We start from the raw sequence: 19132 nt of genomic DNA, 5'->3' as shown, positions 1-19132 counted from the left end.
TCCTATTTATCTTTACGGAACATTTCAAGCATGCGCTTGGTTACGGTAAAGCCACCAAAAATGTTGATGCTTGCTATTAATACCGCGATAAAGGATAAAAACGTGACAACGCCACTTCCTTGTCCAATTTGAAGAAGTGCACCTACAACGATAATCCCTGAAATCGCGTTAGTTACCGACATGAGTGGTGTATGAAGTGCATGTGTGACGTTCCATACCACGTAATAACCTACTACACACGCCAATACGAAGACTGTAAAGTGAGATAAAAACGCGGCCGGTGCAACAGAAGCAACCCAGCCAAATACACCAACGGCAGCAGCAAGACCCAGCAGCTTTTTCACTGGTGACGTTGGCTCTTCTACTTTTTCCGCAGGTTTAGCTACTTCTACTTTTGCCGGAGCTGGTTGAGCAGAGACTTGAATTGGCGGTGCTGGCCATGTGACCTCACCTTCTTTAACTACGGTTACACCGCGAAGTACAACGTCTTCAAAATCGATGTCAATATTGCCATCTTTCTCTTTACAAAGAAGTTTTAGAAGATTGACTAGGTTAGTCGCATAGAGCTGAGAAGATTGAGTTGGAAGGCGGCCTACCATGTCTGTATAACCGATAACTTTAACACCGTTCTCTGTTGTTACCACTTGGTCAGCAACAGTGTATTCGCAGTTACCACCATTCGCTGCAGCTAAATCAACGATAACGCTGCCAGGCTTCATTGCATCAACCATTTCCTTTGTTACCAGCTTTGGAGCTGGTCGACCAGGAATCAATGCCGTGGTAATAATGATATCAACATCTTTAGCTTGCTCCATGTAGAGTTCAGCTGCTTTTTTGTTGAATTCATCTGACATTTCTTTCGCGTAGCCATCACCTGAGCCCGAGTTCTCTTGGTAATCAACTTCCAAGAACTCTGCACCCATCGACTCTACTTGCTCTTTTACTTCTGGACGCACGTCGAATGAACGAACGATTGCGCCAAGACTACCTGCAGCACCTATCGCAGCTAAGCCAGCAACTCCAGCCCCAGCTACCAGCACTTTAGCGGGTGGCACTTTACCAGCAGCGGTAATTTGACCAGTAAAGAAGCGTCCAAATTCATGTGCAGCTTCAACGACGGCTCTATAACCAGCAATATTGGCCATGGAGCTTAATGCATCTAAAGCCTGTGCACGAGAGATTCGCGGTACCGAATCCATAGCCATCACGTTAATGTTCTTACTTGAAAGCTTTTCCATTAACTCTGGATTCTGGGCCGGCCATATAAAGCTTACTAAACTCGCTCCATCTTTAAGGAAAGCAATTTCCTCATCAGTAGGCGCATTTACTTTTAGCACTAAATCCGACTCCCATACTTCCTTTGAAGAAGTGATGGTTGCTCCAGCGGCTTCATAAGCTGAATCATCAAAACTCGCAAGCAGACCCGCTTGTGATTCTATTGAGACATCAAACCCCAATTTTAGTAACTGCTCAACCGACTTGGGCGTCGCAGCGACTCGCGTTTCTCCCGCGAGAATTTCTTTTGGCACACCAATTTGCATAGCTATTCCTTAACTATTGGCAGAAGTATTGTTCTTTTTTAACCAACCAAGTGCACAACATCAAGCAATTTGTAATAAAAAAACAATATTTCATTACATATAACTGAACGTAATGACTTTTAAACAGGCATCTTTAGTAAAAAAACCACACGAAACCCTTAATATAGAGGTCTTACCAGTGCTATAATACGCTTTCGCAGAGGAATTTCGTGTAGGTAGGTCATATTATGACAATAAATGCTGCAAGCAGATGACCAACATCAATTAAATCAAACAACTAATACTGGTCTTGCCAGAATAAATCTTCATCAATCGACATCAATATATTGGTGGCTGGGTTGACTTTAGAAAATACTGTATCCCATTTGGTCGATGAACATTTGTGCTTTTTTTAACATCAGCTCATTCGCATCAGACTCAGACCCAACCACATCAGAGCGAATAAAACGATGCTCTTTTGTTTCATCACCAAATTGCTTCGTAATTCTGCCAGCAATCCTGTATTGACCACCTTCAGCCAATGCTTCTTGGTATATCAAAAAGCCTTTGTACTCTACTGGCTCAACGATTTTTGGCTCGGCAGCCTTAGTGCCACCAAATAACTTAGAGAAGAATCCCACTTTTTTTCCTCTTTCTATATGGATTGATTCATGTTGTAGGGTTTGGAGCGCTTGGTCAACCATTAGCGTATGGAAAGTGAATCTTGTTTACAGTTTGCGTTGCTTCTGCCTTCGCCTGTATAGGCGTTAGGTTTTATAAACTCATTAAATTATTGAAGCGTTTTTTATTAAGTTTGAGAAAATGGTGTGAGTTTTGAGTCTCCCATTAACAAATCACTTGGCAAAACATCAAATTACCGTATCCTAAGATGTTGAACTATAATCTACTGCCAAGTCTCTGAGTCATATCGTTAATGTCGACCTCTTTTGCTAGCTCAAATCTGTTCCGGCTATTTATTCCCCTTATCATGATTGCGGGTATACTCGTAGGCTTAAATCATATCATTGCAGCAACTCAAGCCAACTCAGGCTTTGTGACAAACTTGCCCTACATTTTGTTTGGTACTGCTTTCGCACTGAGCCACAGCTTTAAGCAATCGCGCATTGCTATGGTGGCGCTTTCTATGTTGTTGGCATACGGCGTCATTCAATTTAGATTACAAACTCCGTTATCAACTGGTACAACTCTTTTAGAACTCTCCTTGTTAAGCCTTCTACTGCCTGTTGCTTGCTGTCTTGCGTTTTTATTTCCAGACACTGGGGTGTTAAGCAAGGGAATGTACCTTTTCTCTGCGATTGTTATGAGCTTTTTACTGTGGAGCTATTTGATATTGAGCCACTTCGCTACTGGTGGCTTTAACCATTTTGACAGTGATCTACTCTTAGCCATCCCCGAAATCTCGCGTTTACCTTTGGTTTTAGTTTTGTATAGCCTAGCTATAACTGGAGCAACGGGTATTTTCTTATTAAATTACAATCGCCCAATAGATGCTGTTGTGTATACCAGTATTTTGCTTGCGAGCAGCACATTCATTTTCTTTCATGTCCCGCATATGTCTAGCACCCTATTTTCTTTAGCGGGTGTTTTAGTCATTATTTATGTTATTTCTGCCAGTCATCAAATGGCATTCAATGATCGACTCACGAATATTCCTGGTCGTCGCGCTTTAGAAATGGATATGAAACATTTGGGCAGAAAGTTTACTGTTGCTATGTTAGATGTTGATCATTTTAAGAAATTTAATGATACCTATGGTCACGATACCGGTGACGACGTACTAAAGCTTGTTGCTTCACGAATGTTATCTGTTGGCGGTAACGCACGAGTCTATCGATATGGCGGCGAAGAATTTACAATTCTATTTAAGGGTAAAACAGCCAAGGACAGTAAAGTCTATCTTGATGAACTTAGAGAGAAGATAGCCGATTATGAAATGGTAATTAGAAATAACGCCGAACGCCCAAATGACAACAAAAAAGGCGCAAAACAACGTAACGCGAACAGCAAAGGTTCAACAGTCAGCATCACTGTAAGTATTGGTGCAGCAGATAGCAAAGCCACAAGAAAGCCAGAAGAAGTTTTAAAGAAAGCCGATAAAGCGTTGTACAGCGCCAAAGAAAAAGGGCGAAACCAAGTTCAGTGCGCCCGTTGATGCTATCTTAGTGAACTAATCTTGGTTGAAAAACAGCACAATGCTACCGCCTTTCAGATCACTCCCATAGTTAATACTTAGCCCTATCCCAATATTATCAACAAACTCAATTTTAAACGGAGGCGTCATTAGCCAGCCAACCGTTCCTTCGTAGTAATGAGGGGATCCAAGCATACCGACTGTATCTCCGCCAATATCCACTCGCCTAAGACTTGTGTAGATAGTCTGAACTGAACGCCCCCAATCAGTTACGTCATAAAACAATTTCGCTTCATTTGACCAATACCAACCTTCAGGCGTTCCGACATCCCCATCATTTGCTTTTCCCCAACCTACCCCTGAGAAATAGTTGAAGGTTGAATTAAACTTCACTTCCCCCCAAGGTTTGTATTTGTGGTAGTTGAAGCCGACTTTAGGTTGTAGACTCGCCGCCCACGCAGACGTATTGACCACTTTGCCATCTAGGAACGGTTGAAATAGTTTTGAATAAGAGGATTGAAAATCATAGTCACTGTGCAGATATTGCAGGTGTGCACCTATACCTGTCTCAAATGTCCAGTGTTCAGAGAACTGTATTTCTTGTTCATAGCCCGTAAAAGCTCCCAAAACATATTTGGTATGATTGTCTGGTGCATCTAGGATTTGGTCTTCAATTCTGAGCGCTGAAAACCTAAGTGTTAACCTCTGTTGGAAACTATCATCATCATTTAACGCAAAGGTAAGTGGCAATGCTGAAACGGCAATATTCTTACGTCGATCAAGTGCTTCTTGAGATCCTATTTCGTCGTTATCAATATTGAGCACTGAGCTTGGATCAAAGTCTTTGAACCCTAATGTTAGAGCATCACTGTCTGTGAGAATGATAGCTGCTGCGAAATCTTCTTCAAACAAATCACGGAATTCAGGCTCAGCTGCGCTGTGAGAAGATAAAGTTGTAAAACACATCAAAGAAACGAAACGAGCCTTGGACACAGATTTTTACCGAGTGAAGAAATATATTAATAATAGCCCCACAATGAATATTTGTGGGTAACAGTTTGTAATTTAGGAATTTATCTACAGAACTAAATAAAAAAACTCCTCAATAATTGAGGAGTTCATAACGTGCATATTACGCTAGACTCAAGACGTTGTACTAATGATATCGCCTTCAATTTGGGAAACATACCTGTTTCTACCGGTTCGTTTTGCTTGATAAAGCAATTTGTCAGCACTTTCATACAGCTCGTTAATTGTCTCTGTACCCGTAGGAACCAAACTAAACACTCCAAGTGACAACGTAACTCTGTCCGTTGTATTGGAAAACTGATGCGGTATGTTTAATTGAGAAATCCCTTCCCTAACCCTAGCCGCATTCTCTTCAGCTTCATGAGTGTCACATTTGCTGAGTACAATAACAAATTCTTCACCGCCATATCGGCCGACATACTCGCCACTGCGAATAAACATCACATCGAGAAACTGAGCTATATTGATTAAACACTGGTCACCTTCGGTATGACCATAATTATCATTGAACGCCTTAAAGTGATCGACGTCCATCAAAATAACCGAGAGCGGTATTTGATGACGACCGTGCCATTGAATAAGCTCAGTGAGTTTTTCATCCATATAACGACGGTTAAATAGTTTAGTCAGTCCATCTTCATTTGCTTGGTGTTGCAGCGCCCTATTAGCCTCTTCTAGTTGCGCACTTGCTTGCTTAAGTTCGCGACGCATATCCGCTATACGTTGCATGGCGACTAGTTTAGATTGCAAGACTATCTTATTAACTGGTTTAACCAAGTAGTCATCACCACCCGCCCTTATAGCCTTTGCAATCATTTCAGGTTCATCATGACTGCTCAGAAAAATAATGGGAATCCAGTCTGCTTGATAGCGTTCTCTTATCTCCGCAGCCACCTGAAAGCCGTCCATTTCCGGCATTGAGATATCAAGGAGAACAAGTTCTGGATCAAATGATGGGTATAAGGCTAGCGCCTCTCTTCCGCTCGCGGCAACTTCTACTACATGTCCAAGTTGTTTCAGTCGAATTTGAAGCTGCATCCGTTCTAGTTGCGCATCATCTACGAGAAGAATTCTCATTGAAGAATCCATGGGTGTCATAAGCCTTCCTGTAATTGCATGCCAACCCTAATCAGTCAGATATAACACATATTAGGACAATATTCATCCAGTCCCACTTTAATCGAGGTTTTAACGTATTGATAAGGTTGATTTGTCCAATATCGGGAGGATTTTTGCCGAGACTTCGATTATTATTGACTTTTACATTGCTTCTCCTAGGATAAGCGCAATTTTACACACTGAGATAGTAGTATGTCTGAGACACAAAATAACGAAGCAACCAAAGTTGACCTAGAATTGGTATCCCCAGAATTACGTCAAGTCATCGCGTTTGATGACGTGCCTGAAGAATTGCATAACATGGTGGTCTCTATTCACGAGGTGACTGAAGAAGCGGTGCGTGAAGCTTGGGACACATTACCTGCCAGTGCACAGAATATCCTTGATAACTTTGAGCAGTTCCATGCTTTGATCTCAGTTAGCCAAGCATTCGCGGGCGTAAGCACAATGGAAGAGTTCACAACTATGGACTTCCCTGCTGATATGACTGACGAAGAGAAAGAAGACTATCGAGCTCAACTGCTTGATAAAGTTTTAAGCAATTGTATTCGTGATATGGTTAAGCAGATTAAGAAAGCGCGTCGTGATGCTATTCTGAAGCGCGATTTCAAAGAAGTATTTGAGAAATAAAACACCATGTTCTCATTTAAAGGTCGCTTGTTAGCGACCTTTTCTATATTTGCGGCTCAATCGCCACGTCTTTCTGAGAAACACTGACGCCCTTTATTTGAGCATATACTTTCTGGCCTACTTCTAGTGCCAGATCATCAATCGCCCATTGAGTGACTGTTGCTATCAATTTTTGTTGATTCGTCAGTGAGAGAATGACTTCCACGCTCTGTCTTGACGTACCTTTACCTCCCAGGTGAATAGCTCCCACTGTACAAGATAAAATATTACGGATAGACGTTTTATTTGGCCGTTCTAGCGCGATGGATACATCACTAGCTCTAACTCTTAATCGAACATGTTCACCAATCACACCTTCTGTATGTTGAACCCATAAATAATGCTGTTCTGTTAACGCTACTTTCGTCAGCCCGTAATAATTATTTTGTTCAAGGATCTCTCCCTTAAACAAGGAGCTTCTATCTGAAAATGATTGCCACGACTGCATAATCGATGAACTCCAAACGTTTTCGATGGTATCACTCTCCACAACTTTGCCATCTTCGATGACTACTAGATGCTGAGCAAGACGAAGAATTTCATTCAAACTATGAGTGACATAAAGGATTGGAATATCAATAGAGTGCGATAGTTTCTCTAAAAACGGCATTAGTTCACGTTTGCGAGAAATATCCAATGACGCTAATGGCTCATCCATTAGTAAAATTTGTGGTTTACTTAGGAGTGCTCTTCCGATTGCAACACGCTGTTTCTCTCCCCCTGACAGGCTACTTGGATAACGATTTAGCAAATCCCCAATAGCCAAAAGTCCAACAATTTCATTAAAATACTCCGAGTCGCCACCTGTGACGCCGTAACGCAAATTACGATTAACAGTCATATGGGGAAACAATCTTGCATCTTGGAACACGTAACCCACTTGTCTCCTTTCAATCGGAACATCAAGCTTTAGGGTTGAGTCGAACAAAATGCGGTCTTCGACTTTAATCAAGCCAGAGTCCGGCGTCAAAAGCCCGCTTACCAAATTAATCAACGTCGTTTTACCAGCGCCGGAGCGTCCAAATATGGCAGTGATCCCCTTCGATGGTAATTGTGTTTTTAAGTGAAAGCTTCTATCAGAGAAGTTCTTTTTTACGTCGAGACTTATTCTATTCATTTCGCTACACCTAATCGCTTACTCATCCAACGATTTAGTCCTTCTGCAAAATAGAGGGATGCTAGAGAAATAACAATCGAGATAATACATAGCCTCATAGCTGCATCTTCCGCACCTGGGGTCTCTAAGAAGTTGTACATAGCGAGTGGAATGGTTTGTGTTTCCCCAGGGATATTTGACACAAAACTTATTGTTGCGCCGAACTCCCCCAAACTTCGAGCAAATGAGAGCATAGTCCCACTGATTACTCCTGGAATGACGAGAGGCAAAGTGATAGTAAAGAAAACCTTGATTTGCGAAGCACCAAGGGTACGTGCAGCTTGCTCAAGTTTTTGATCGACGCTGTCCATTGAGAGGCGAATAGAGCGAACCATAAGGGGAAGAGATACAATAATGCAAGCCACAACGGCTCCTCTCCAACTAAAGCTGAAACTGATGCCTGTAAGATCATAAATGAATTTTCCAATGAACCCTTGTCTGCCCATAGAAATCAGTAATAAATAACCAATAACCACGGGAGGAAGTACCAGAGGAAGATGAATCAAGCTATCGAGAATGCTTTTGCCGTAAAACTCTTTCTTACTTAAGATCCACGCTAAAAAAACTCCTATCGGAATAAGCCAGACTATAGCTACGCCAGCCACTTTGAGACTTAACTGTAATGCTTGGATTTCGTAGTCTGTTAACATACTTAGTGGTTACCACCCAATGGCGAAAATCCGTATTTAGCCAAGATTTTTTGGCCTGGCTGAGACTTAATAAACTCTACAAATTCTTGGGTCTCGTGGCGTGAATTCAATTTAACTAGTGGGTAAATAATAGGATCGTGGGTCGTATCAGGAAAAGCGCCAATTACCTCAACAGAATCGCTTGCCATCGCATCAGTTTTATAGACGATCCCTAATGGAGCCTCATTTCTCTCAACCAAAGCTAATACTTGTCTAACATTATTAACTGGTGCTAAATGAGAACGTACAGACGCCCAGACATTTAAAGATTCGAGCGATTGTTTGGCATAGATACCAGCCGGTACAGAGGATACTGTCCCTATAGCTAAGCGCTCACCATTTAACCATTCCTCCCAACTCTTCGCAGAATCGAACACAAATGCACTTTTATGTGTTACGGCGTTGTTTTTGATTAACACCAGTCGATTTTGTGCAATATTGGATACATTTTCTGTTTCGACTGCCCCTTTCTTTATTAAATAGTCCACCCATTTAACGTTAGCAGAAATGAACAGATCCGCTGGAGCGCCCTGGTAAATCTGACGTGCTATAGAAGAAGAACCACCATAAACCTTTACTACATCAACATTTGATTGCTGATTAAACTCATTGGCTAATTCATCAACGGCATTCGTCATAGAAGACGCAGCGTATATATTAAGCGTTGCTGCCAATGTTTCTGGTGACAGTGTAACTAAAAGTAAAATTAATAACTTTTTCATCAGTTTGTGAAACCCAAGTCTGGCCAGAGTTGTTGAAGGTCTAGGTGTTTTTCGAGAGCATCCGCTATCGTATCCAGCGCTTGTTCCTTTTCATCGTTAATCGAATAACTAGAAACAGACTCTCCGTTTACCCAGCGCACCAATAAAGATACAAATTCGGAAGAGTCCAGTATGCCATGAAGGTAGGTTCCAATTACTTGATTATCCTCACTAATCGCACCATCTTTCGTGCCAATACTGAGTTCAATAAGTGGCTGGCTTGAAACCTTGCTTTGTCCCGCATGTATTTCATAACCAGAAACGCTTACGCTTGTACCTTCAAGAGATAACACACCAGTGACGTTGGTCAGCTGTTTCTCTGGGAATAGTTCAGTGTCGACATCAAGTAAGGCTAAACCATCACTAGTTCCGATTTTTCCTTCGATACCGAGTGAATCGGTAATGTGCTTGCCTAATATTTGAAATCCACCACAGATTCCCATCACCTTTCCGCCAAATCGTAGATGTCGATAGATATCCTTATCCCACCCCTGCTCTCTCAGATAGCTAAGGTCATCTCTAACAGATTTCGTGCCCGGAAGAATAATCAAATCAGCATTATCGATTCGCTCTCCCTTACCAACGTATCGAAAGTCTATTTCAGGATGTAATCGGAGAGCGTCAAAATCGGTGTGATTACTAATACGAGTAAGTATGGGAACCACGACCCTTAGTTTAGTTGTTTCGGCGGTCACGTACTCCGCAGTGATGGCGTCTTCTGCTTCGATATTAAGGCCGTGTATAAAAGGGATTACGCCAATTACTGGCTTCCCTGTTTTTTGTTCTATCCATTCAAGTCCTGGCTCTAGCAATGAAATGTCACCCCGAAAGCGATTAATAACAAAACCAACGACTCGATTCTGTTCACTCTCAGATAGCAATGCTAATGTACCGTATAAATGAGCGAATACTCCTCCACGGTCGATGTCTGCCACAATAATAACCGGAACATCGGCTTCTTCAGCAAAACCCATATTGGCAATATCGTTTTGTCTAAGATTAATCTCTGCTGGGCTTCCTGCACCTTCGATCATGATGGCGTCGAAGTGATTGGCTAGTTTAGAAAAAGAATCAAGAACATAAGGCAAAGCCACTTTTTTGTAGTCGTGGAAGCCAACTGCATCCATATTAGCAAAAGCTTTGCCTTGAATAATGATTTGAGCACCAGTATCTGAATTGGGTTTAATCAGAACCGGATTCATGTCCACTGTCGCGTCAACACGAGCCGCTTGCGCTTGAACAGCTTGCGCACGGCCTATTTCGCCGCCATCTTTCGTGACGGCACTGTTCAATGCCATGTTTTGTGGCTTGAATGGGGCAACACTGATCCCTTTCCGCGCTAAAACCCGGCATAATCCTGCCACCAAGACGCTTTTACCTGCGTCTGAAGTTGTTCCTTGAACCATTAGAGCTTGTGAAGTGCGACGCATATATTCTCAAATTGCTATGAAGTCTTTGGTAAGTTTACCTTTTTTACTCCTCAGACCCAACCGACAGCCTAAAAAACCGCAGTGAATGGAAAATGAATGCCGCACTCAGCAATGGTTAAGCTTAACTACGTTTTAATAGTAATCGACAACTAAAGAGACACTCTAAAAGGAACCAAGTTATGAAAAAAACGGTATTGAGTCTAGCAGCGGCACTAATTCTTACTCCAGCTCTTGTGTTAGCAAAAGACGGCGGGCACCATGATTCTAAATCGCCTAGCGTCGTATATACAGGGCCGGTTGAAACGATTTCTGTAACCGAGCTATTAACTGATACCAGTATGTTTACTGAGAAAAACGTTATTGTTGATGGCTATTTAGTCCGTCAAGTTCGGGACGATAAGTTTATTTTCAGTGACGGTGATGCTGAAATTCAAGTAGATATGGACGATGCGCGATTAACTACACCTATTAATAATGAAACTAAAGTAAGAATTTTCGGAGAGTACGAAGGTGGAAATACACCAGAAATTGAGGTTGACCACATTCAAATAATGTAAAGAAAAGTTCGACTTAGTCAAAAATGGTCTGTATTTTGCAGACCATTTTTCTATATACTGGACAAACTCATTTTTAGAGACTATGTCGACATCAATTCATCACGGAGTTCTCATGCTAGGTAAAGCAAGCCGTACTGCGCTATTAACATTAGCAGTCGCCGCCCCTTCGTTGGTTTACGCTAACAACTTTAACTACAATGCTTTTCAAATTCGTTTAGGCGCAGATCCTGGCACTATGGGAGCAGAATTTACGACGTACTTTACCGAAAATACACACTTTATAGTGCGAGGTGATAGTCGGTTTGATGGTGATTGGGATGTCGCTGGCGGTATTGGTTTTAACGGTCCAGCAGGACAATTTGCCGACGTGTACGGCCAGTTACTAGTGCACAACATCAAACAAAAAAACCACGACACTTGGGATACAGACTTTGCATCTGAGTTCAATATTGGCTCACGTATCTGGTTCCTTCAAAATGTAGAAGGAGACGCACGAATTGGTATGCTTAACGGCAATGACGACACCAAGTTTATATGGAAAGTTGGCGCTAGATTTCACTCTACCGACGCTCTGTCAATAGGCGCAGCCTTATTTGACAACGGCACCTACGGAAACCAAGTAGAAATGTCTGTTGCATTTAACTTCTAAATAAAAAAATGGCTTTCCGATTGGAAAGCCATTTTTTATTACTCTTTATTTGGATTATTTACCGCTTGGCTTAGGTTGGACGTATTTACGGCTCACATCTACAAGAGCGACATCTCTAAAGAAACTGCGACCTAACAACACTGGGTATTTAAGATGCGTGCGGTCAGCCAAAGTAAACTCAGTCTTGCTAGTCATATCACCAATCTTAATGACGGATACAATAACTGGGCGTTTATCACTCTCTTCTGAGCTTGACTGTTTTACTTTTACCCAACGCTCAACTGGCATACTCATCTCTTTAGATTCTACACCACTATGTTTTACCTTGAACTTAACCCACTCTTTACCATCACGCTCAAATGGAACGATATCGACAGCACTCAGTGACGATGTAGTTGCTCCTGTATCAATTCGTGCTTTAGTCGTAACTCTCATATCAACTAAACGAACATACTCTTGCTCACCTAGTATCAATTTACCTTCTTCATTTTTCACTGGTGCAGGTTTAGCAACTGGCTTTTCTGGCTTAGCTTCTGGTTTCTCTGCGGGTTTTGTCTCTTTCTCTGGTTGTGCTTTCTGAGTATCACTTTCTTTTTTTGTGCTCTCAGTTTCCGTTGCACTTTTTTCTGTTTCTGATTTTGCAGCTTCAGTGTCTTGCTTAGGCTGTTCAACTTGTGGTGGAGTCACTGGCTCACTTGGTGTAGTAGAGCAGGCTACCAAGCCACCACTTAACATCAGTGGTAAAATCACTTTCCACGGTTTCATTCATTCACCTTTATTCATTCTATTTCTGTGACGCGCATAAATGCTCATCGATTATTGACTGACAGCAATCAGCGCATTGGCTACATAAGGTAATTGCGACTCTGATAAGCCAGCGATGTTAATTCGCCCATCGTCTACACCGTAAATAGCAAAGTCGTTACGCAAACGCTGCATTTGCTCTGGTGTAAATCCTAGCACAGTAAACATGCCTTTGTGAGACATGATAAAGTCAAATTGATCAGATGAATGAGTATTTTTCAATTCTTTACAAAGGCCATCACGCAACGCAACCAATCGTTGTTGCATTTCAGTCAGTTCCGTTGACCACATGTTGGTTAAATACTCATCGGCCAAGATGGTTTTAACCAATGCTGCACCATGATCCGGTGGCATTGTGTACGTCGCTCGAGCTAATGTAAGTAGTTTACCTTTCGCGTTCGCAGCCTCAGTCGCATTTTTACCAATGACGATCGCCGCTCCAGTACGTTCACGATATAGCCCGAAGTTCTTAGAACATGACGTAGTAAGGAGCATTTCTTCAACATTTTCAGCCATATGTCGAAGACCATATGCATCTTGCTCTAACCCGTCACCGAAGCCTTGATAAGCGACGTCAACAAATGGTACAAAGCCATTTTTCACGCTTAGCTCTGTGATGGTTTTCCAATCTTCTAGCGATATATCCGCGCCAGTTGGATTGTGACAACATCCATGAAGCAATACGACATCGCCTTGCCCTGCTTGAGCAATATCAGATAGCATTAAATCACGGTCAACCTGTTTAGTTGCAGGGTCGAAGTAGCGATAATACTTAACCTGCAGGCCCGCTGCTTCCATTACTGGTTTATGATTTACATAGCTTGGGTTCGAAAGCCAAACAGTTGTCCCTGGCTGAGCGACATTGAGTAAATCTCCCAACATGCGCAAACCACCACTCGCGCCCGGAGTTTGAATGACGGACATACGGTCATAAATAGGTGTTTCACCAAACACGACTTTAGCAATACTTTGGTTAAACTCTTCACACCCAGCAAGACCAACATAAGCTTTAGTCTGTTGTTCCGTAGTGACAATGCGCTGAGCTTCAGCAATGGCTTTCATTATTGGAGTTTGCCCGTCACTGTTACGATAAACGCCAATGCCTAAATCAACTTTGTCGGCACGCTCATCATTTCTAAAAGCAACGGATAAGGAAAGAATAGGATCGAGCACAGGCTCGGGTAATTGAGAGAACATGAAAGTCACAACCCTTTGAAATTCAAGTAGTGGCATCACGTTAGCATTAGATTAAAAATATTGAAATAGTTTTGTTATAAACAGGATTAATTCGGAGTGTACATAGTAAAGGGAGCATTGCGCTCCCTCTTTTATATTAAAACTGTTTGAATCGATGAATCACTTGATTCGAACTGCCCCGCCATTCTAACTCTGGGTCAGCCAACTCTTTCTCGAATTTGCCATCGACAAGCACGTCTACTAGGTCAATCACTTGTTGTTGCTCAGGTGACAGCTCCTGTAACAAATAACCGCTCCAAAGCCAGATATCTTTATCGGGACATTCACGCCTTACTCGTTCCACCAGCCGTAGTATGCGGCTTACATTAGAGGGGTGTAACGGGTCTCCTCCAGATAACGATAAACCTCTCTTCTTAATACGAGTATCGTTTAGATCCGCAATGATCCGATCTTCCATCTCATCGGTAAAGCTATGTCCTGAATGCAAAGACCATGTCGCTTGGTTATAGCAGCCTCGACATTGGTGAACGCAACCCGAAACAAAGAGAGTACAACGCGTACCAGGTCCATTGACTACGTCGATAGGGTGATACTGATGATAATTCATATATTGACTCTCTTGGTTCTTAGTAAATGATATTAAAGGTGCTTAACGCGACGTTTAACTTCTTCTTGTTTACCAAAGTTAAATGGGCGCGCATCTGGGCTACCTAAATAACCGCATACACGACGCGTTACAGATACTCGAGTAGAGTCGTGGTTACCACATTTAGGGCAAGTGAAGCCTTTGCTAGTGCAGTCAAACTCTCCCATGTAGCCACACTCATAACACTCGTCAATTGGTGTATTCGTACCATAGTAAGGAACGCGCGTGTAACTGTAGTCCCATACATTCTCTAATGCTTCAATGTTACGCTGCATATTTGGGAATTCGCCGTAACAAATGAAACCACCAGAGGAGATTTCTGGGTAAGGCATTTCAAAGTCAATCTTGTCGTATGGATTAACTTTCTTTTGCACGTCCAAGTGGAAGCTATTGGTGTAGTAGCCTTTGTCTGTCACCCCTTCGATGATCCCAAATTCTTTAGTATCAATTTGGCAGAAACGACTACATAGGTTTTCACTTGGCGTACCGTACAAGCTAAATGCGTAGCCGGTTTCTTCAGCCCATTGGTTTACCACTTGCTTCATGTGCTTGATAACATTAAGCGCCATGTCGCGCATAGTATTGTCATCGTACATATGAACGTCATTACCAAATAGAGCCGTAACCATCTCATGAATACCAATGTAACCAAGAGAAATTGAAGCACGACCATTCTTAAAAATTGGTGCGATAGAGTCGTCTGCTTTTAGACGTACACCACATGCGCCTTCCATATAAAGGATTGGGGCAACACGAGCCTTAACTTTCTCTAGACGACTAATACGTGTTTCAAGAGCTTTACGCGCCAGCACTAAACGGTCGTTTAATAACTCATAAAACTTCTCAACACTACCATTGGCTTTGATAGCAATGCGAGGAAGGTTCAAGCTCACAACACCAAGGTTATTGCGCCCTTCATGTTGAAGTTCACCGTTTTCTTCATATGTACCAAGGAAACTACGACAACCCATTGGCGTTTTAAATGACCCCGTTACTTCAACCACTTTATCGTAGTTTAAAATATCTGGGTACATACGCTTAGACGCACACTCTAACGCTAGCTGTTTAACATCGTAGTTTGGATCTTCAGACTTATGATTTAAGCCATCTTTGATTGCAAACACCAATTTAGGGAATACTGCTGTTTTGCTGTTTTTGCCAAGACCAGCGATTCGATTCTTCAGAATCGACTGTTGGATAAGTTTTGACTCCCAACTCGTACCAAGTCCAAAGCCGAAAGTAACAAATGGTGTTTGACCATTGGCAGTGTGCAAGGTGTTGACTTCGTACTCTAATGATTGGAATGCGTCATAACATTCTTTCTCCGTACGAGCTTGAGCAAATGCTTCTGGCTGGTGAATGTCCCACTCTTGAGCAATTTGAAGATGTTTGTCATAGCTTGCTTTTACGTAAGGCGCTAAGACTTCATCAATACGGTTAATCGTTGTGCCACCATAAATATGACTTGCCACTTGAGCAATAATCTGTGCGGTTACAGCTGTAGCAGTTGAAATTGATTTAGGAGTATCAATCTCAGCATTACCCATCTTAAAGCCATGCGTTAACATGCCTTTTAAATCAATGAGCATACAGTTAAACATCGGGAAGAAAGGCGCGTAATCAAGATCGTGATAATGGATGTCGCCTTCGTCGTGTGCTTGCACAACGTCCCTAGGAAGAATTCGAGTCTTCGCATAGTGTTTAGCGACGATACCCGCCAACAAATCACGCTGCGTCGGGATAACCTTGCCATCTTTATTAGCGTTCTCATTAAGAAGATCGGCGTTGCTTTCTTCAATCAGACCTTCGATCTCTTTAGTCAGAGCGCTTTTCTTTTCACGAGCAATATCACGGTCATGACGATATTCAATGTACGAACGAGCAAGTCCTTTATATGGACCTTGCATTAGTTCATTCTCTACCGCTGTTTGAATTTCTTGAATGTCTACATGTTCGCAATCCTGCAGTTTGAGCTCTACCGCTAAAGCCACATTTTTAGCGTAGATTTCGAGCTCTTTATCTGCATGTTCCGCCGCACTTACCACAGCAGCTTCAATACGATCCTTTGTAAACGGAGCACGAGAGCCGTCTCTCTTGATTACGATTGTTTTCACCCTTTCTCCTTACCCAAAGTATACTCACAGAGTTATCCACAAACACACTATATAGGGTTGTTACTTTTTATTCTGACACAATATATTGTGGTGTATTTAACGAAAAGCACCAAACCAAAGTATTGATTCAGATCAATAAAAATTGGCTACTGAGCAAGAAGAATTCGATCTAGATGAAGTAGATCTCATATGAAGGAAAAACAAAATTTTTCACGAAATTTAACGCATTTTCGGTTGCAATTTTAGTAACGCTTGCGGCACATTGGCTGTGAGGGAATTTTAAAATGGCAAGTGCAATGAAAAGAACATTAAGTTATTACAAGTGGTTATTTTCTTTAGTAATTGGAATATCACTTTTTCCTACATTGGTGTCAGCAACAACGTTTACTACATGGAATATTGAATGGTTAACGCTTAATCCATCATCAAAGTTCGAAGCAAGTCAAAGGGGCAAGGACGATTTTCTCGCTTTAGCACGTCAATTTGAAGTCCTCTCGCCCTCCGTGTTAGCGTTTCAAGAAGTAGATAGTCAGGAAGCCATCCGTAAAATAGCTGGCAACGATTACGACATTTATTTGTCGGATCGTGCACTACCATCTAATAAACAACATCAATTCTCCGCGATTAACCAATACACTGGCTTCGCTGTGAAAAAGGGTTTGTCCATCAAAGACGTAGCGGACTTCCCTCTTAGTACAGGTAGTAAACTAAGATTTGCTTCTGCAATCAAACTTAACGTGGGTAACAAAACAATAAACCTGTTGTCAGTGCACTTAAAAGCCGGTTGCTCGGGAAAATTCGTCAATCAAAACTCATGTCATACTTTAAAAAAACAAGGAAAAGTCATAAATAGTTGGCTAAAGCAGGTCGAACAACAAAACGAGTTATACATTTTGTTGGGTGATTTCAATCACAACCTAGCGTATAACGGCGATTGGTTATGGAAGACAATCACCAATGGTCTAGATACTGCGCCGCGTTTAACCTCTCAGCAAACTAAAGCCACGTGTAAAGTAAAATCTCGCAAGAATAACGACAAAACACACCAATTTCGCTCTCTCATCGATCACATCATCGTCAGTCCAGAGTTAAGAACAAGTCCTGCTGTTCAAAGTCTCATGCCAGTCGAGGACGTGCTAAAGTACCAAATGAGTGATCACTGCCCTTTATCGATAGAGTTGTATGATTAACTAGAGATGACATTTCCCATTTCGATGTTTTCAGTACTTTGGTTATTCCTTTAACACAAACTTCAAGAATACGGTAAGCCACTACGCTGCTTGTTTTCCGTTTTCTTTCCTTGAGATATTATCGCCAATGAACATACCAACCAACATAGTGACAACAAAACCCAATACGCTATAACTGCCGTTTGCCATCGATGCAATTGCGGGTCCCGGGCAGATACCTGCAATCCCCCAACCTAACCCAAACAGAGCGGCACCGCTTAGTAGCTGACTATCAATTTTCTTGTTGTCGGACAAGCAGAATGAATCTGCACATACTGGCTCCTTCCTCTTGCGGATGATTAGCCAATAGCTTGGTGCAAATACCAATAATGCTCCCCCCATTACAAACGCCAAATCTGGTGACCAATGGCCAGTAACGTCGAGAAAAGCAATGACATTCTTCGGGTCACTCATACCTGAGATGATCATACCTGCGCCAAATAGCAAACCTGCAACGATAGATATCAACCTTTGCATATTCAAAACTCCTAAAGCACGTGTGTCATAACAAATGTGGTCAACATGGCCACCACCATAAAGGTTACAGTCGCCATTACTGATCGAACAGATAGTCGACCCATTCCGCAAATACCATGACCACTTGTACAGCCATTGCCTAATTTAGTACCCATACCCACGAGTAAACCTGAGATAAGAACTAATGGTGTTGACACGACCATAGCAACAGGGGCTAATCCAAACCATTTTGCGGTTGCTACTCCGCCGACAACCATTCCCAATACGAACAATACACGCCAGCTTGTATCGCCGGCTCTTCCTTTATAGATTTTGCTCACTATGCCGCTAATACCAGCTACTTTGCCGTTGAACAATAGTAAAATAGTCGCGGAAAGCCCTAGCATCATGCCGCCTAATAACGATGCCCACGGAATTGAAAACTCCATTGTTACCTCACTAAGAGTTAAATCTAAAAATAATGTTAGTGGCGAAACTTAACGAAAATTTCGCAAATTGAACCCACTACAGAAAGCCCTATTAATCGCAATATAAACTATGTAATTGGCTTATAAGCCCTGCAACTCTCTGATCTTTTAAAGAGTAATAGACATGTTGAGCTTCTTTTCTTATCCCTACTAGCCCTGCTTTCTTCAATACTGACAGATGTTGGGAGAAAGCAGACTGGCTTAGGTTTGAGTTGGACTGAAGCTGGCCTGCACCTTGTTCGCCATCTACAAGCTGGCATAAAACAAATAGCCTATCAGGGTGTGATAATGTTTTGAGTACATCCGCTACATCGATGACTCGGCTTTTCATTTCCATTAAGTCCACAACGGCAGTCTCCACGATTTGATCATTTTGCATAGCGCGCATTATCTATCCAATTCATTACTTTAGTCAATACTTAATTAGCTTTTTAATATTTAGATAATATTACATTAGACTTTTCTAA

Annotated in this window: 20 protein-coding genes; 5 read left to right on the top strand and 15 right to left on the bottom strand. The window is 42.0% G+C overall.

The window, feature by feature from the left end:
• Positions 1-2: 2 nt before the first annotated feature.
• Positions 3-1541, bottom strand: a complete 1539-nt coding sequence (gene pntA, locus MMA19_RS01845) for a Re/Si-specific NAD(P)(+) transhydrogenase subunit alpha (protein ID WP_240205362.1) — start codon at positions 1539-1541, stop codon at positions 3-5.
• Between the two features lie 344 nt (positions 1542-1885).
• Positions 1886-2161: an HlyU family transcriptional regulator gene (locus MMA19_RS01840; RefSeq protein WP_240205361.1), complete on the bottom strand. Its 276-nt coding sequence runs from the start codon at positions 2159-2161 to the stop codon at positions 1886-1888.
• A 293-nt stretch (positions 2162-2454) separates the two neighbouring features.
• Here MMA19_RS01840 and MMA19_RS01835 point away from each other — a divergent pair, with 293 nt between their 5' ends.
• A complete protein-coding gene (locus MMA19_RS01835; RefSeq protein WP_038226851.1) occupies positions 2455-3693 on the top strand; it encodes a GGDEF domain-containing protein in 1239 nt (412 codons plus the stop codon).
• Positions 3694-3708: 15 nt separating this feature from the next.
• Here MMA19_RS01835 and MMA19_RS01830 read toward each other — a convergent pair whose 3' ends face one another.
• Both MMA19_RS01830 and MMA19_RS01825 read right to left on the bottom strand, forming a co-directional pair.
• Positions 3709-4665 (bottom strand): Solitary outer membrane autotransporter beta-barrel domain, encoded by a 957-nt coding sequence (locus MMA19_RS01830; protein ID WP_240205360.1) that lies wholly within the window; start codon positions 4663-4665, stop codon positions 3709-3711.
• Between the two features lie 150 nt (positions 4666-4815).
• Positions 4816-5778 (bottom strand): diguanylate cyclase, encoded by a 963-nt coding sequence (locus tag MMA19_RS01825; RefSeq protein WP_240205359.1) that lies wholly within the window; start codon positions 5776-5778, stop codon positions 4816-4818.
• 234 nt (positions 5779-6012) lie between these two features.
• Between MMA19_RS01825 and MMA19_RS01820 the strand changes: the two genes are divergently transcribed.
• Complete coding sequence (locus tag MMA19_RS01820) at positions 6013-6450, top strand: DUF3069 domain-containing protein (protein WP_038226845.1); 438 nt, start codon at positions 6013-6015, stop codon at positions 6448-6450.
• Positions 6451-6493: 43 nt separating this feature from the next.
• On the opposite strand, the gene modC is transcribed toward MMA19_RS01820, so the two are convergent.
• From modC to MMA19_RS01800, 4 genes are read right to left on the bottom strand one after another with little or no spacing between them, the layout of a single operon-like run.
• Complete coding sequence (modC, locus tag MMA19_RS01815) at positions 6494-7606, bottom strand: molybdenum ABC transporter ATP-binding protein ModC (RefSeq protein WP_240205358.1); 1113 nt, start codon at positions 7604-7606, stop codon at positions 6494-6496.
• Positions 7603-8295, bottom strand: coding sequence for a molybdate ABC transporter permease subunit (gene modB, locus MMA19_RS01810; RefSeq protein ID WP_038226841.1), 693 nt, complete (start codon positions 8293-8295; stop codon positions 7603-7605). Before modB ends, modC begins: the two co-directional genes overlap by 4 nt.
• 2 nt (positions 8296-8297) lie before the next feature.
• Complete coding sequence (modA, locus tag MMA19_RS01805) at positions 8298-9056, bottom strand: molybdate ABC transporter substrate-binding protein (protein ID WP_240205357.1); 759 nt, start codon at positions 9054-9056, stop codon at positions 8298-8300.
• On the bottom strand, positions 9056-10525 hold the full coding sequence (locus tag MMA19_RS01800; protein WP_240205356.1) for a cobyric acid synthase: 1470 nt from the start codon (positions 10523-10525) through the stop codon (positions 9056-9058). Before MMA19_RS01800 ends, modA begins: the two co-directional genes overlap by 1 nt.
• 179 nt (positions 10526-10704) lie before the next feature.
• Between MMA19_RS01800 and MMA19_RS01795 the strand changes: the two genes are divergently transcribed.
• Together MMA19_RS01795 and MMA19_RS01790 are read left to right on the top strand one after the other, a co-directional pair.
• Positions 10705-11082, top strand: coding sequence for a NirD/YgiW/YdeI family stress tolerance protein (locus MMA19_RS01795; protein ID WP_240205355.1), 378 nt, complete (start codon positions 10705-10707; stop codon positions 11080-11082).
• Between the two features lie 112 nt (positions 11083-11194).
• A complete protein-coding gene (locus MMA19_RS01790; protein ID WP_038226829.1) occupies positions 11195-11731 on the top strand; it encodes a hypothetical protein in 537 nt (178 codons plus the stop codon).
• A 54-nt stretch (positions 11732-11785) separates the two neighbouring features.
• Here the strand turns inward: MMA19_RS01790 and MMA19_RS01785 are convergent, their stop codons facing one another.
• The 4 genes from MMA19_RS01785 to nrdD form a co-directional block, all read right to left on the bottom strand.
• Positions 11786-12496 (bottom strand): ATP-dependent zinc protease, encoded by a 711-nt coding sequence (locus MMA19_RS01785; protein WP_240205354.1) that lies wholly within the window; start codon positions 12494-12496, stop codon positions 11786-11788.
• 51 nt (positions 12497-12547) lie between these two features.
• Entirely contained in the window at positions 12548-13732 is a 1185-nt protein-coding gene (locus tag MMA19_RS01780; RefSeq protein ID WP_062461595.1) for an amino acid aminotransferase, read from the bottom strand.
• A 136-nt stretch (positions 13733-13868) separates the two neighbouring features.
• Positions 13869-14339, bottom strand: coding sequence for an anaerobic ribonucleoside-triphosphate reductase-activating protein (nrdG, locus tag MMA19_RS01775; RefSeq protein ID WP_198558910.1), 471 nt, complete (start codon positions 14337-14339; stop codon positions 13869-13871).
• Between the two features lie 32 nt (positions 14340-14371).
• On the bottom strand, positions 14372-16492 hold the full coding sequence (gene nrdD, locus MMA19_RS01770) for an anaerobic ribonucleoside-triphosphate reductase (RefSeq protein ID WP_240205353.1): 2121 nt from the start codon (positions 16490-16492) through the stop codon (positions 14372-14374).
• A 296-nt stretch (positions 16493-16788) separates the two neighbouring features.
• Here nrdD and MMA19_RS01765 point away from each other — a divergent pair, with 296 nt between their 5' ends.
• A complete protein-coding gene (locus tag MMA19_RS01765) occupies positions 16789-17682 on the top strand; it encodes an endonuclease/exonuclease/phosphatase family protein (RefSeq protein ID WP_240205352.1) in 894 nt (297 codons plus the stop codon).
• An 81-nt stretch (positions 17683-17763) separates the two neighbouring features.
• Here MMA19_RS01765 and MMA19_RS01760 read toward each other — a convergent pair whose 3' ends face one another.
• The 3 genes from MMA19_RS01760 to MMA19_RS01750 form a co-directional block, all read right to left on the bottom strand.
• Positions 17764-18198, bottom strand: a complete 435-nt coding sequence (locus tag MMA19_RS01760) for a YeeE/YedE family protein (RefSeq protein WP_006072768.1) — start codon at positions 18196-18198, stop codon at positions 17764-17766.
• 11 nt (positions 18199-18209) lie between these two features.
• On the bottom strand, positions 18210-18626 hold the full coding sequence (locus MMA19_RS01755; protein ID WP_088878468.1) for a YeeE/YedE family protein: 417 nt from the start codon (positions 18624-18626) through the stop codon (positions 18210-18212).
• Positions 18627-18717: 91 nt separating this feature from the next.
• On the bottom strand, positions 18718-19053 hold the full coding sequence (locus MMA19_RS01750) for a metalloregulator ArsR/SmtB family transcription factor (RefSeq protein WP_240205351.1): 336 nt from the start codon (positions 19051-19053) through the stop codon (positions 18718-18720).
• Between the last annotated feature and the right edge of the window lie 79 nt (positions 19054-19132).

The organism is Vibrio sp. CyArs1 (assembly GCF_022432925.1).
In the GTDB taxonomy this organism is placed as follows: domain Bacteria; phylum Pseudomonadota; class Gammaproteobacteria; order Enterobacterales; family Vibrionaceae; genus Vibrio; species Vibrio mediterranei.
This window is presented reverse-complemented; position numbering and strand designations above follow the sequence as displayed.